14 protein-coding genes are annotated in these 13,366 nt (G+C 70.8%); 8 read left to right on the plus strand and 6 right to left on the minus strand.

The genetic code is table 11. From position 1 onward, the window contains the following. Positions 1-10 precede the first annotated feature (10 nt). Together DBP14_RS25695 and DBP14_RS25700 are read right to left on the minus strand one after the other, a co-directional pair. On the minus strand, positions 11-367 hold the full coding sequence (locus tag DBP14_RS25695; protein WP_206739351.1) for an ATP-binding protein: 357 nt from the start codon (positions 365-367) through the stop codon (positions 11-13). Continuing rightward, positions 367-591, minus strand: coding sequence for a hypothetical protein (locus DBP14_RS25700; RefSeq protein WP_129309475.1), 225 nt, complete (start codon positions 589-591; stop codon positions 367-369). The genes DBP14_RS25695 and DBP14_RS25700 overlap by 1 nt, the downstream gene beginning before the upstream one ends. Before the next feature lie 140 nt (positions 592-731). On the opposite strand from DBP14_RS25700, the gene DBP14_RS25705 reads away from it, so the two are divergent. Continuing rightward, complete coding sequence (locus DBP14_RS25705) at positions 732-1,595, plus strand: helix-turn-helix transcriptional regulator (protein WP_241741039.1); 864 nt, start codon at positions 732-734, stop codon at positions 1,593-1,595. Next, positions 1,567-1,860 (plus strand): DUF397 domain-containing protein, encoded by a 294-nt coding sequence (locus DBP14_RS25710; protein WP_129309476.1) that lies wholly within the window; start codon positions 1,567-1,569, stop codon positions 1,858-1,860. The genes DBP14_RS25705 and DBP14_RS25710 overlap by 29 nt, the downstream gene beginning before the upstream one ends. Positions 1,861-1,929: 69 nt before the next feature. Here the strand turns inward: DBP14_RS25710 and DBP14_RS25715 are convergent, their stop codons facing one another. The 3 genes from DBP14_RS25715 to DBP14_RS25730 all read right to left on the minus strand — a co-directional run bounded on the left by DBP14_RS25715 (position 1,930) and on the right by DBP14_RS25730 (position 4,447). Next, positions 1,930-2,496 carry an RICIN domain-containing protein gene (locus tag DBP14_RS25715; protein WP_129309477.1) on the minus strand — a complete coding sequence of 189 codons (567 nt, stop codon included), beginning with the start codon at positions 2,494-2,496 and terminating at the stop codon, positions 1,930-1,932. A gap of 210 nt (positions 2,497-2,706) precedes the next feature. Further along, positions 2,707-3,882: a hypothetical protein gene (locus tag DBP14_RS25720; protein ID WP_206739352.1), complete on the minus strand. Its 1,176-nt coding sequence runs from the start codon at positions 3,880-3,882 to the stop codon at positions 2,707-2,709. Between the two features lie 130 nt (positions 3,883-4,012). Beyond that, the gene (locus DBP14_RS25730; RefSeq protein WP_129309479.1) at positions 4,013-4,447 is read right to left on the minus strand and encodes an Rrf2 family transcriptional regulator; all 435 of its coding nucleotides are present in this window, start codon (positions 4,445-4,447) and stop codon (positions 4,013-4,015) included. 185 nt (positions 4,448-4,632) lie between these two features. Between DBP14_RS25730 and DBP14_RS25735 the strand changes: the two genes are divergently transcribed. The 3 genes from DBP14_RS25735 (at position 4,633) to DBP14_RS25745 (ending at position 8,158) form a co-directional block, all read left to right on the plus strand. After that, on the plus strand, positions 4,633-5,325 hold the full coding sequence (locus DBP14_RS25735; protein WP_129309480.1) for a DUF3105 domain-containing protein: 693 nt from the start codon (positions 4,633-4,635) through the stop codon (positions 5,323-5,325). Beyond that, a complete protein-coding gene (locus tag DBP14_RS25740) occupies positions 5,322-5,954 on the plus strand; it encodes a DUF305 domain-containing protein (RefSeq protein ID WP_129309481.1) in 633 nt (210 codons plus the stop codon). Before DBP14_RS25735 ends, DBP14_RS25740 begins: the two co-directional genes overlap by 4 nt. A 260-nt stretch (positions 5,955-6,214) precedes the next feature. Then, a complete protein-coding gene (locus DBP14_RS25745) occupies positions 6,215-8,158 on the plus strand; it encodes a S53 family peptidase (RefSeq protein ID WP_129309482.1) in 1,944 nt (647 codons plus the stop codon). Between the two features lie 74 nt (positions 8,159-8,232). On the opposite strand, the gene DBP14_RS25750 is transcribed toward DBP14_RS25745, so the two are convergent. Further along, on the minus strand, positions 8,233-9,420 hold the full coding sequence (locus tag DBP14_RS25750) for a globin domain-containing protein (RefSeq protein WP_129309483.1): 1,188 nt from the start codon (positions 9,418-9,420) through the stop codon (positions 8,233-8,235). 283 nt (positions 9,421-9,703) lie between these two features. Between DBP14_RS25750 and DBP14_RS25755 the strand changes: the two genes are divergently transcribed. Genes DBP14_RS25755 through DBP14_RS25765 form a run of 3 tightly spaced genes read left to right on the plus strand, consistent with a single transcriptional unit; the run spans position 9,704 to position 13,024 of the window. Further along, positions 9,704-11,065, plus strand: coding sequence for a glutamine synthetase family protein (locus DBP14_RS25755; protein ID WP_129309484.1), 1,362 nt, complete (start codon positions 9,704-9,706; stop codon positions 11,063-11,065). 59 nt (positions 11,066-11,124) lie between these two features. Beyond that, entirely contained in the window at positions 11,125-12,471 is a 1,347-nt protein-coding gene (locus DBP14_RS25760; RefSeq protein ID WP_129309485.1) for a hypothetical protein, read from the plus strand. Then, on the plus strand, positions 12,461-13,024 hold the full coding sequence (locus DBP14_RS25765; protein WP_129309486.1) for an NUDIX hydrolase: 564 nt from the start codon (positions 12,461-12,463) through the stop codon (positions 13,022-13,024). The genes DBP14_RS25760 and DBP14_RS25765 overlap by 11 nt, the downstream gene beginning before the upstream one ends. Positions 13,025-13,366: the final 342 nt, after the last annotated feature.

The following is a 13,366-nucleotide window of genomic DNA, read 5'->3' on the forward strand; positions in this document are numbered from 1 at the left end:
CGGTCCGGCCTCAGTCGGCCACCTCGCACCACACCGTCTTGCTGTCGCCGGCCAGTTCGACGCCCCACCGGACGGCCAGCGCGTCGAGCAGGGCCATCCCCCGCCCCGACTCCGCCGCCGGCCCGGCGCACAGCAGGACGGGCAGGGCACGCGGATCGGGGTCGGTGACCTCCACGCGGGTACGACCCCGCCCCGGCGCCCCGATCACCCGGATCGTGACCGGCGTGCCCTCTCCCACGTGGCGGATCACGTTGGCCAGCAACTCCGTGGCGCACAGCTGCACATCGAAGCCGTGCTCACGCAGATGGTGACGCAACTCCGGCACGGCCTTCGGAGTCGCGAGCAGCCGCAGTTCCGGCACGGTCATCACTCGGCCGCCGCCTTCCGCAGCACGACGGCCAGCGCGTGCGCCGTGGTCGCGTTGCAGTTCCCGAGCGCGACGAGACCGGCGGGCGGCGCGTACGACCCGGCGAAGCTCGGCAGATCCGCCCGCAGCGAGGGCAGCACGATGCCGTGCAGGGCGAGGGCGGCGCGGAGGTTCTCCACGCAGAGGGTGATGTCGTAGGAGGTGGGGGAGGGGGGATTGGACATGGGGGGCGGCAGCCTTCTGTTCGATGCGGTCAGTGACGAACACATCACAGGCTGTCCCTCAACTCGCTAGCCTGTAAGAGAGTTCGCGTGAGCGACGCGAACAGCGGAATTGGCACAGTGAGTTACGGCGGTGAGCGCGCGTGGTCCGACGCAAGGACATCGACGGTTCGATGAGCGTCCCGGGCTTTTATGGCAAGGAGCTGCGCTGGAAGCGGGAGGAGGCGGGGCTGTCGCTGGAAGCGTTCCTGGAGGGCAGCTTCTACGGCAAGACCTACCTCAGCGACATCGAGCACGGAGAGCGACGGATGCCGGTCGACCTGGCCCGCCACGCGGATCGGGTACTGAAGACGGACGGGTTCTTCGAACGGCGCTGCGAGGATGTACGGAAGGCGCGGAGAGCGGGGCACGCCGCGTACTTCGAAAAGGTCCTGGAGGCGGAGAAGCATGCTCTGACCATCGAGGAGTGGTGCCCGATGCTGTTGCCGGGCCTGCTCCAGACCCCGGCATACGCGCGGGCCGTCATCCTGGCGGGCCTTCCGCTGTCCTCCGACGCCGAGGTGGAAGAGAAGGTCAGTGCCCGAATGGCGCGGGCGAGCCTTTTCGAGGCGGACCAGCAGACTCCCGAGTACTGGGTGATCGTTCACGAGTCACTCATCACCGAACCACTCCTGGGCGCCCAGGGCATGACCGAACAGCTGGACCACATCGCTGACTTGGCGGACCGGCGCAGGATCACTCCGCAAATCGTTCCGCGGAAGCAAAGGGCGTACCCCCTCATGGCCGCCGCGATCATGATCATGACGTTTCCGGACGCCCCACCACTGATCTACACCGAGGCGTCGTACAGCGGCGACACCGTAGACGATCCGGCCCTCGTGCAGCAGTACCGCAAGGCATACGATCGTCTCAGGGCCGTCGCGCTGTCACCGGACGAGTCCCTGGCCATGATCAAGGCAGCGGCAGAGGATTACCGAAATGGCGAGCAATCGCATCGACTTGAGTGACGCGCTCTGGTTCAAGAGCAGCCACAGCAACGGGGACGGCGGTGAATGCGTGGAGGTAGCCAGCGACTTCCCCGGCGCGGCCCTCTGGCGCAAGTCCAGCTACAGCAACGAAAGCGGCGGCAACTGCCTCGAAGTAGCCGACGACATCCCCGGACTCGTCCCCGTGCGTGACTCGAAGAGGCCGCACGGCCCCGCTCTCCTCCTCACGGCCGCCGCCTGGGCTCCCTTCGTCGCCGCGCTCAAGGCAGAGCCCGGCACGCACTGAACCCGGGAACACCTGGGCCCCGGCAGGGCAGCCTTCTCGGTGGCCGTGCCGGGGCGGTCAGTGGTGTTGCTAGATGTTCGGGTTGATCGGCGTGCTGCTGTCGGAGTGGTGCCAGTCGAACTGCTGGTAGATGCTCGCCGACGTGCCCTTGCCGGAGCCGAAGAGGTGGTACGAACTGCGGGGGAACGGCGCGCCGGTGGCCGCGAGGCAGGCGCCGGCCGCGTTGCAGACGGAGTGGTCGGTGCCCAGGGTCCAGCGCTGGTGCGTGTCGGCGCTGTTGCAGTTGCGGGCGACCGCGTCCGGGTGGTCGCTCGGGTCGGCGGCCCAGTGCGCCCACAGGCACCGCCCGTCGTTGGTGCTGTGGATCAGGCCGTTGCCGTCCCAGACCCAGAACTGGTTCCAGGAACCGTTGCAGGGCCGCAGGACGACCGGACGGCCGTCGCCGTTGATCTGGCGGTACTCGTCCATGCAGAAGTACGTGCCGTTGCTGGACGGCGGCTTGTAGAGCGCCGCGAGGAAGCCGTAGCCGGAGGGCTGGGGCTTGGCCGGGGTGGCTTCGGCGGCGGCCGGCAGGGCCATGCCCAGGCCGAGCGCGAGCGCCAGCGGGGCGACGACCCTCTTGATGAACCGTCTCATCGGTTTCCCTTCCGTACCCGATGTCGACGCGCCGGATGGCGTGTCGAGCCGGGAGCGGCCGGCGCACGGGCAGGCGCGGGCGTGCATGGTGGAGGGTGCGGCGGTCGTCGGCGGTTCCCCCGTCGCCGGCCCGGTCCGGTCCCCCCGCGCTGCCGCGGTCGACGTCCAGCGCTCCCGGAGCGTCGGCCGTGTCGGCCGACGGGCCCAGCCTCACGCCCCGGGCCGCACCCCGGCGAGCATCCCGAACGAACCCGAACAGTGGCCGCCGCCCGCTGCCCGCGCCTGGTGGAGTGCCGCGTGCTCCGGCCGGCCCATGGCCTGCAGAGCGTCCGCGAACCGCTGGTGCACGCACGCCAGTTGATGTGGATCACCCAGCGCCTCCGCCACGCTGAGCGCCTCGCCGTAGTACCGCTCGGCCGACGCGTGGTCGCCCGTACCGGCCGCCGCCGCACCGAGGGTCGTCAGCGCGAGGGCCTGGGTGGAGCGGTCCTCGGTGCCGATGGCGATGGCCAGCGCCGTACGGGCGTGCGCGGCCGCGCGGACCATGTCTCCGCCCTCCAGGCGGAGTTGAGCGAGCCGTGCCTCGAACGCGCCGTCCCAGAACGGTGTCGCGGGGGAGTCGTCCGGCGCGCCGGCCGCCGCTGCCGTCGCCGTACCGCCGTAGTGCTCGACCAGCCGGTCCAGGGCCTGGTGCCGGACGTCGTGCGGGTCCTCCGCGACGGTCAGGCGGAGCGCGAACGCGCGCTCGGCGGAGTCGAGCCGGTACCGCTCCCGGCCCCCGGCGACCGGCAGAAGCAGACGCTCTCGGCCCAGCAGCCGCAGCGAGGCCGCCGCCCGGGACACCGGCACCCCGCCGAGCGCCGCCGCCGCGCCCGCGTCGATCACATCGCCGGGATGCAGCGCGAGCAGCCGGAACAGCCGCTGGTCGGAAGCGGACAGCCGACGGTAGGCGGCCACCGGCTCCGGACGCCGTTCGGCGGCACGGCCGGTGAGGGAGCCGCCGGCCACGGGCGCGTCGGCGCACGCACCGGCCTGTGCGTGCGTCCGAGGCCCACCGGCCCAGCCGTCCGACCGGCACAGCAGACCCCGCAGTGCCCGCCGCCACCGTCCCAGCTCCGGAGCCGGGGCGCCCAGCGCGGTCACGATGTCGAGCACGAGGTCCATGTCGATACGGCGCCGCCCGGTGCGGAAGCAGTCGTAGACGGTGACCCGGCCCGGCGCGCACTCCGCCGCCGGTACCCCGCGGGCCGCACGGAGGGCGCTGATCCGCCGCACGAGTTCGGCGTACGAGGGGTTGCCGGCCCAGGCGCGCAGGGTCCGCAGGAGGTCCGCCAGTTCGTCGGTGGAACGGAAACCGTCGGCGTCGGGCACTGGTAAGAGGTCCATGCTCTTCGTCTCGTCGGTCGGGCACGATGGCACTGACGCACCGGAATGCGTGACACCGCTTCCGGTATTCGAACGTGTGCGCAGAGTAGCAGAGGGTGCCCGGCGGGGTGGGCGCTCGCGGCGGGCTGTTTCAAGCCCTCTTGGAGATCTCCAGCAGCAGCGGTCCGGTCGGCCCCGCGATGATGTCCTGCACGGTCAGCGGGTCCAGCGCCGCGAAGAACGCCTCCTGGGCGTGGCGGAGGGCGCCGCGCAGCCGGCAGCCGGGATTGAGCGGGCAGGGGGTGGCGCCCTCGCAGTCGACGACGTCGCCGTCACCCTCGAAAGCACGCACGAGCCGTCCCACGGACGCCGTACGCCCCTGCTCGGTGAGGCTGAGGCCGCCGCCGCGCCCCCGGCGGGCGTCCACCAGGCCCAGGTGCTGGAGTTCGGCGACGACCTTCGCGGTGTGCGTGTACGGCACGTCCATGCCCTCGGCGACCTGGCGGGTCGTAGGACTGGACCCGGTCGCCACCGCGAGCCGCATCAGGACGCGCAGGGCGAGGTCGGTGGAGCGCAGGAGCCGCATACCGCGAGCGTAGGTAATACGCATCCTGTATTCAACTTATCTGGAGCTGACATCCCCCCCCGGTGCCTTGCCGCACCCTTTCCCGCACCCTTTGCCCCGCCGGTCCACGGAAGCGGGGGCTTCCCCACTACGATCGGCACGCCTCACCTTTCCCGTGCCGTCCGTTTCCCCGAAGAGGACACCTGATGGGTTCCGCGAAGAACAGCAGCACCGCCGCGCGCAAGGCGCGCATAGAGGAGATGCGGCGGGCCGAGCGTGCCCGCGAGCGCCGCAACCGGATCCTCGTCGTCGCCGCGAGCGCGGTGGTCGTCGCCGGTCTCGTCGTCGGCGGTGTCGTGCTCCTGAAGGGGCAGTCGGACAGCGGCAAGGACTCCGTGGCGAGCGGTGACGACGCCAAGGGCGGCGGCAGCGCCGGGGACTCGGGCCACTTCGTCACCGGCAAGGACGGCGTGCGCACGTGGTCCGGCAAGCTGGGCCGCACCCACGTCACGACGAAGGTGTCGTACCCGATGCACCCGCCGGTCGGCGGCAACCACAACCCGGTCTGGCTGAACTGCAACGGCGACGTCTACACCCAGCCCGTGCAGGACGAGAACGCGGTGCACGCGCTGGAGCACGGCGCGGTCTGGGTCACGTACACCGGCAAGGCGAAGAAGGCCGACGTCGACGCTCTCGCGGCCAAGGTGAAGAAGACGCCGTACTCGCTGATGAGTCCGTACGCGAACCAGGCCGCCCCGCTGATGCTGTCGGCGTGGGGCCACCAGGTGACCGTGAAGAGCGCGAGCGACCCCGAGGTGAACAAGTTCTTCGCCGCCTATGTGCAGGGCCCGCAGACGCCCGAGCCGGGTGCCTCGTGCACCGGCGGGGAGATGAAGTGAGGCGGCGGCACGTCGGCTGGATCGCGTCCACGGCCGCGGCGGTGCTCGTCGCGGCCGGCGCGATCACCTACGCGGTCGCCGAGGACGACGGCTCCGCGGGCGCGAGCACGCCGGCCGCCGGCTCGGCGGACGCCGGGTTCGCCCGGGACATGGCCGTCCACCACCAGCAGGCCGTCGAGATGTCGTACATCGTGCGCGACCGCACGAAGAACGTCGAGGTCCGGCGGCTCGCGTACGACATCGCGCAGACGCAGGCCAACCAGCGCGGGATGCTGCTGGGCTGGCTGGACCTGTGGGGGCTGCCGAAGGTGTCCGCGGACCCGCCGATGACCTGGATGGGCATGGGGGACATGGCCTCCGGCAAGGACGGCGCGCTGATGCCGGGGATGGCCACGAACACCCAGATGAGGAAGCTGCAGACCCTGAGCGGCAAGCAGGCGGAGATCCTCTACCTGCAACTGATGACGGCCCATCACAAGGGCGGCATCCACATGGCCCAGGGGTGCGTCGACAAGTGCACCGTCGGCGTGGAGAAGCGGCTCGCGCAGGGGATGGTCGCCGGACAGCGGTCGGAGCTGGACGTGATGGCCGGAATGCTCAAGGAGCGCGGAGCCCAACCGCTCCCGTAATGCCCCCTTCCGTAGCGGCCCTTTTGTGACACCCGTTATCACCGTCGTACGGAAGAAAGGCTCAAATCACCCTCAAGTCCCCTGAAGTGACGGTTCCTTGGGTTTCTCTTGACCTTTCCGTTCCCCTGGCATGAACGGTTCATCGAGAGAGTGACCCCGATCGTGTGATCCATTCGCGGGCTCAAACCGCCGCGGGCCGGTGCGCGGATCCACGGAGTACCGACCACTACATGCATGCGAACCGCATCGCAGGGGGTTCTATGAGATCCAACCGCGCCACCATGCGCGCCGGCGTGAGCATGGCAGCGACACTGCCGATGATCGCCGGTGCCCTGGCGCTCGGCATACCCGCGGCCCACGCCGCGGACCAGCCGGCCCGCAACGCACTGGCGGGTACCAAGCCTGCCTGGGCCACGCCCAAGGCGGACAAGGGTTCCACCGCGAACAGCAACCGGGTCCACGCCCGGGTCTACCTCGCCGGCAGGGACGCCGCCGGACTCGCCGCCTACGCCAAGGCCGTGTCCGACCCCAGCTCGCCGCACTACGGCAAGTACCTCAGCGCCAAGAAGGCCCAGGCCCGCTTCGGCGCGACCAAGGCCCAGGTGACCGCCGTCAAGAACTGGCTGAAGTCGGCCGGTCTGACGGTCACTTCGGTCACCGACCACTACGTCGCCGTCTCCGGTGACGTCGCCGCCGCCGAGAAGGCGTTCGGCACCCAGCTGCACAACTACGCCAAGGGCGCCAAGACGTACCGTGCTCCGCAGCACAGCGCGTCCGCGCCGGCGTCCCTGAAGGGCGCCGTCCTGACCGTCACCGGTCTGGACAACGCCCCGCACAAATCGGACCGCGCCGACCAGCTCCCGCCGCCGGACGCCGTGTTCAAGAACGCCGGGCCGTTCTCCTCGTACTACGGCTCGAAGACCGCGAGCACGCTGCCCAGCGCGTACGGCCAGAAGATCCCGTACGCGATCAAGGGCTACACCGGCAAGCAGCTGCGCGCCGCCTACGGCGCCGGCAAGTACACCGGCAAGCACGTCCGCATCGCCATCACCGACGCCTACGCCTCGCCGACCATCGCGTTCGACGCGGGCATGTACGCGAAGAAGAACGGCGACGCCGCCTGGAAGACCAGCCAGCTGCACCAGGTGCTGCCGGCGAACTACACGCACACCGAGGAGTGCGGCGCGGCCGGCTGGTACGGCGAGGAGACCCTCGACGTCGAGGCCGTGCACGCGGTCGCGCCGGCCGCCGACGTCACCTACGTGGGCGCGGCGTCCTGCTATGACGACGACCTGCTCGACTCGCTCAGCAAGGTCGTCGACAACCACCTGGCCGACATCGTCTCCAACTCGTGGGGCGACATCGAGGCCAACCAGACGCCGGACCTCGCGGCCGCCTACGACCAGGTGTTCCAGCTGGGCGCGGTCCAGGGCATCGGCTTCTACTTCTCCTCCGGTGACAACGGTGACGAGGTCGCCAACACCGGGACGAAGCAGGTCGACACCCCGGCCAACTCGGCGTGGGTGACGGCGGTCGGCGGTACCTCGCTGGCGGTCGGCAAGCACAACAAGTACGAGTGGGAGACCGGCTGGGGCACCGAGAAGGCGACCCTGGCGGCCGACGGCAAGAGCTGGACCGGCTTCCCCGGCGCCTTCACCTCGGGCGCGGGCGGCGGCACCAGCAAGACCGTGCCGCAGCCGTACTACCAGAAGGGCGTCGTCCCGAACGCGCTGGCCACGGCGAACAACGCCGCCGGCAACCGCGTCGTCCCGGACATCGCCGCCATCGCCGACCCGACCACCGGGTTCCTCGTCGGGCAGACCCAGACCTTCCCGGACGGGTCGCAGCAGTACAGCGAGTACCGCATCGGCGGCACCTCGCTGGCCGCGCCGACCATCGCCGCCATCCAGGCGCTGGCCCAGGAGGCCGGCGGTGGCAAGGCGCTCGGTTTCGCCAACCCGGCGATCTACTCGAAGTTCGGCAAGAAGGGCGTCTTCCACGACGTCACGGACAACCCGACCGGCCACGGTCTGGCGAACGCCCGCGTGGACTTCGCCAACGGCTTCGACGCCGCCGACGGCCTGCTGACCTCGGTCCGCAGCCTGGGCAAGGACAGCTCGCTGTCCGCGGTGAAGGGCTACGACGACGTGACCGGCGTGGGCTCGCCCGCGGGCGGCTACGTGAAGTCGTACCGCCGCCACTGATCCACTGAGCGGCAGAAAAAGAGGGGCGTGAGGTGCCCGGCACCTCACGCCCCTCCTCTTACCCCTGGGCTTCCTTATCCCTGGGCGAGCCACAGGTCGGGACCGAACACCTCGTAGTGGATGTCGGCCGGGGCCACGCCCTTGCCGATCAGCTGGGTGCGCACGGCCCGCATGAAGGGCAGCGGCCCGCACAGGTACGCGCGCGTGCCCTCCGCCACGGCGACGTCCGCCAGGTCGACCAGGCCGGTACGGGCGCCGGGTGCGGCGTCCCGCTCGTAGAAGAAGTGAACCGAGGCGTCCGCGAGCTTGTCCGCGTACAGCGCGTGGTCGGTGCGCAGGGCGTGGTCGGCGGGGGAGCGGTCACCGTGGACGACGGTCACCGGCGCCTCGTACCCGTCCGCGGCGAGGGCGGCCAGCATGGCCACCATCGGGGTCACCCCGATACCGGCGGAGGCGAGCAGCAGCGGCCGCCCCGCGACGTCGCCGAGTACGAGGTCGCCGTAGGCCTCGGACAGCTCCAGCACGTCACCCACACGCACGCGCGCGTGCAGACGATTCGACACCTCCCCCTCAGGCCCCGAAGCCTCCTCCCGCACCCGCTTGACGCTGAACTGCCTCAATGACTCACCCGGCGCCCCCGACAGGCTGTACTGCCGTATCTGCCGGGCCCCGTCGGCCAGCTCGACGCGCACGGACACGTACTGCCCGGCGCGGAACTCCCGCACAGCACCCCCACCCACCGGACGCACCCGGAAGCTGACGACGTCAGCCGTCTCCTCGACCCGCTCCACGACCTCCCACGGCTGCCATCCCTGGCCGCCGCTCTCCTCGTAGAGCCGCTTCTCGATGGCGATGAGGGCGTTGGCCATCAGCCAGTACACCTCCGTCCAGGCGGCGGCGACCTCGGCGGTGACGGCGTCACCCAGCACCTCGGCGATGGCGGCGAACAGGTGCTCGTGCACGACCGGGTACTGCTCCGGGACGACGCCCAGCGAGGCGTGCTTGTGGGCGATGCGCTGGAGCATCTGGTCGGGGCGCTGGTCGGTGTGGTCGACCAGATGGGTGGCGAACGCGGCGATGGAGCCGGCGAGGGCCTGCTTCTGGGCGCCGGAGGCCTGGTTGCCCCGGTTGAACAGGTTCCGCAGCAGATCGGGGTGGGCGTCGAACAGCCGGGCGTAGAAGCGCTCGGTGATCTCGCCGATGGCCGCGCCGACGGCGGGAAGCGTGGCACGGACGGTGGCTGCGGACTGCTCGGACAGCATCGGGACTCCTCAAGGGGTCGATCGCTCAACTGATCGAACGCTAGGAAAACTTGCATCTGAAATGCAAATTATGGGGACGTGGTGTCGATCACGTGGAGAGGGAACCGGCCATTACATCCGGGCCCCTCCGAAGGCAAGATGGACACCAGGGCACACCCACCGGACGATCAAGGTCCGCAACGCGTATGAAACGCTGATGTGGTGTGATGCTCCTGTGCGCCCGACCGCCTCCCGCGACACCGGAGCAAAGGCGGCCTGACCAGCAAGGATGGGGAAGCGGAAGATGGACAAGCAGCAGGAGTTCGTGCTCCGGACGTTGGAGGAGCGCGACATCCGGTTCGTACGCCTGTGGTTCACGGACGTGCTGGGCTTCCTGAAGTCCGTGGCCGTGGCCCCCGCCGAACTGGAACAGGCCTTCGACGAGGGCATCGGCTTCGACGGCTCCGCCATCGAGGGCTTCGCCCGGGTCTACGAGTCCGACATGATCGCCAAGCCGGACCCCTCCACCTTCCAGATCCTGCCCTGGCGCGCCGAGGCCCCCGGCACCGCCCGCATGTTCTGCGACATCCTCATGCCGGACGGCTCCCCCTCCTTCGCCGACCCGCGCTACGTCCTCAAGCGCGCCCTGGCCCGCACCTCCGACCTGGGCTTCACCTTCTACACGCACCCCGAGATCGAGTTCTTCCTCCTCAAGGAGAAGCCCCTCGACGGCACGCGCCCCACCCCGGCCGACAACTCGGGCTACTTCGACCACACCCCGCAGGCCATCGGCATGGACTTCCGCCGCCAGGCGATCACCATGCTGGAGTCGATGGGCATCTCGGTGGAGTTCTCCCACCACGAGGGCGCCCCCGGCCAGCAGGAGATCGACCTGCGCTACGCCGACGCCCTCTCCACGGCCGACAACATCATGACGTTCCGCCTGGTCATGAAGCAGGTCGCGCTGGAACAGGGCCTCCAGGCCACGTTCATGCCCAAGCCGTTCTCGGAGTACCCCGGCTCCGGCATGCACTCCCACCTCTCCCTCTTCGAGGGTGACCGGAACGCGTTCTACGAGTCCGGCGCCGAGTACCAGCTCTCCAAGGTCGGCCGCTCCTTCATCGCCGGCCTGCTGCGCCACGCCGCCGAGATCTCCGCCGTCACCAACCAGTGGGTCAACTCCTACAAGCGCATCTGGGGCGGCTCCGAGCGCACCGCGGGCGCCGGCGGCGAGGCCCCCTCCTACATCTGCTGGGGCCACAACAACCGCAGCGCCCTGGTCCGGGTCCCGATGTACAAGCCCGGCAAGACCGGCTCGGCCCGCATCGAGGTCCGCTCCCTCGACACCGGCGCCAACCCCTACCTGGCCTACGCCCTCCTCCTCGCCGCGGGCCTCAAGGGCATCGAGGAGGGCTACGAGCTCCCGCCGGGCGCCGAGGACGACGTCTGGGCCCTCTCCAACGCCGAACGCCGCGCCATGGGCATCGAACCCCTCCCGCAGAACCTCGGCGAGGCCCTCACCCTGATGGAAAGCAGCGACCTGGCCGCCGAAACCCTCGGCGAACACGTCTTCGACTTCTTCCTCCGCAACAAAAAGCAGGAATGGGAGGAGTACCGCTCAGAGGTGACGGCCTTCGAACTCCGCAAGAACCTGCCGGTGCTGTAAGCACGGACAGCCTCGGCGCGAGAGCGTGAGCGGCTCGCGAAAAGGGTAGGGACCAGCCCATGGCGGCGGTCCTCAGCACAGGGTGGGACAGCGTGCGGCAGCGGGCCGGGCTCAAGGGCCACGCGCCCGCACCGGCGGAGCGGCTGACCGCACCGACGCGGGCCGAACTGCTCGGGCGGCTGCGCTGGGAAGTCATCCAGGGCCGCTCCCTGTTCCTCACCTACCCGCAGCTGCTCGACGGCGCCGTCTTCGCCGCGCTGCGGCCCGCCGTACTGCTCGACGAACTGGCGATCGGCGCCGTCGGCGGCGGCGCGGTCCTGCCGATCCGGGTGAACGCCAGGAACGCGGACCTGCCCCGGCAGCTGATCGCCATGCTCTCGACCGGTTTCCTCTTCTCCTCCCTCCCCGTGCCCGACGAACAGTGCCTGCGCCTCCAGCGGGAGCTGGCTGCCCGCGTGAACGGTGAGGCCGCGGCCTCGGAGGACCCGGCCGGCATGGCGGACCGCCTGCTGACGGCGACAGGCGTCCTCGACACCCGGTTACGGCAGCGCACCATCGCTCGGTGGGACGAGTGGCTCAAAGCTGCCGAGCACGGCCTGCTGGAGGTCAGCCCCCTGGTACCGGCCGACTACGCGACGGCGTACGCGCTGCGTCCCCCGCCGCGCCCGGAGGAACTCGCCAGTGACGAGGGCCGGGCCGTGCTCTTCTCCTGGACCGGCGGAGAGTTCGACGTGAACGGCCTGCCCAGCCGCAGCCGCCTGCACGAGAGCCTCGACCACCTGCTGCGCTCCGGTGACCCGGCGGCGCGGACGGACGCACTGACCCTGCGCGAGTCCTTCGACGAGGCGTACTACCGGGCCATCGCGGTGAGCGAGGGCTGCATGCTCGGGCTGACCTCACCGCGACGCGGTGTGCGGCGCGGGGAAGCGGCGACCCTGGCGGCGATGACACCGGTCGTGACCTATCCGACCCGGTTCGAACTACGGCTCGGCCTGATGAGCGGCGAGCAGTGGCGGCGCTACACGGACGAGGCGGCCGATGCCCTCGCCCAGTGGTGGAACGAGCAGGACCTCACCGCACTGCAAGAGGTGGGCGACCTGCTCGCCGGCCGGACGAAGGAGCCGCCGGCCGGCGGTGCGGACGTGCCCGTGACCCGACTCCAGCGGTTCGCGCGAGGCGCGCGCGGCACCACCGCCCAGATGGCCGCGGGCGGCGGGCTCAGCCTGGCGACCAGCCTGCTCGGCCAGGGGGCGACAGCAACCTTCGCCGCCGGTGCGGGTGGGGCGCTCGCACCGGTCGTCATCGCGGCCGTCACCGCCGGAGTGACCCGCCTGACCGACTTCCGGGGCCGCTACGACGTGATAGAGCTGCCCCAGGCGCCGGAGAGGACTCCCGATGGACACTGAGGCCCCACGCACCCGCACCCGCAAGGCCTACGCCGATGCCGACGGCGGCCGATGGTGCGAGGTCTACGTCGACACCTACCGCCTGCCGTCCGGCGCCGAGACAGACCGCCACCGCGTCCGCCTCGGCGGCGGCCGAACAGGAGTCGTGGTGCTGGCCCGCCGGGGCGAGGACATCCTCCTGGTGCGCCAGTGGCGACCGACGATCGGCCGGTGGGCCTGGGAACTCCCGCGCGGTTTCGGCGAGACCGATCCCGTCTCGGACGCGCTGCGCGAACTCGCCGAAGAGACAGGGCTGACCGGCTCCGCAGCGGCCGCGCCGGCGTACCTGGACGTCGACTCCGGCATGCTGGAGAGCGAGGTCGCCGTGGTCGAGGTCTCCGTTCCGGATGACCCGCCCCTGCAAGCCCGCCCGGCTGGTGACGGCGAGATCGCCGAAGCGCGCTGGTGGAGTCCACAAGACGTAGCACAGGCGATCCGCGCAGGAGAACTACGGGACGCCTTCACGCTGGCCGCACTGGGGGTGGCCGCTGCGGCCAGAGGCCGACCGGAGTAATGCCGCCCCTTCGGCGTCGCCCCGCACCCGCGTACGGCGGGAAGGGGACGTGCCGGGTGGTGTCCGCCCGCAGCGGCCGGCGAAAACTCCGTAAGCCTCTAGGCCGACAGCCCGCCGGACCGAGGACGGACACCACCCGGCGCGGCCCCGACCCACTCCCGCCCGGCGGGCGCAACGCGAACCCCCACGCACCCGAGCAGGCCGCCGCAGGCGTACGCACCCCCGACCCCCGGGGCGCGGCCCCGACCCACTCCCGCCCGGGGGCGCAACGCGAACTCCCACGCACCCGAGCAGGCCGCCGCAGGCGTCCACCCCGACCCACTCCCGCCCGGGGGCGCAACG

The sequence above is a fragment of the Streptomyces sp. L2 genome, assembly GCF_004124325.1.
Classification (GTDB): Bacteria; Actinomycetota; Actinomycetes; order Streptomycetales; family Streptomycetaceae; genus Streptomyces.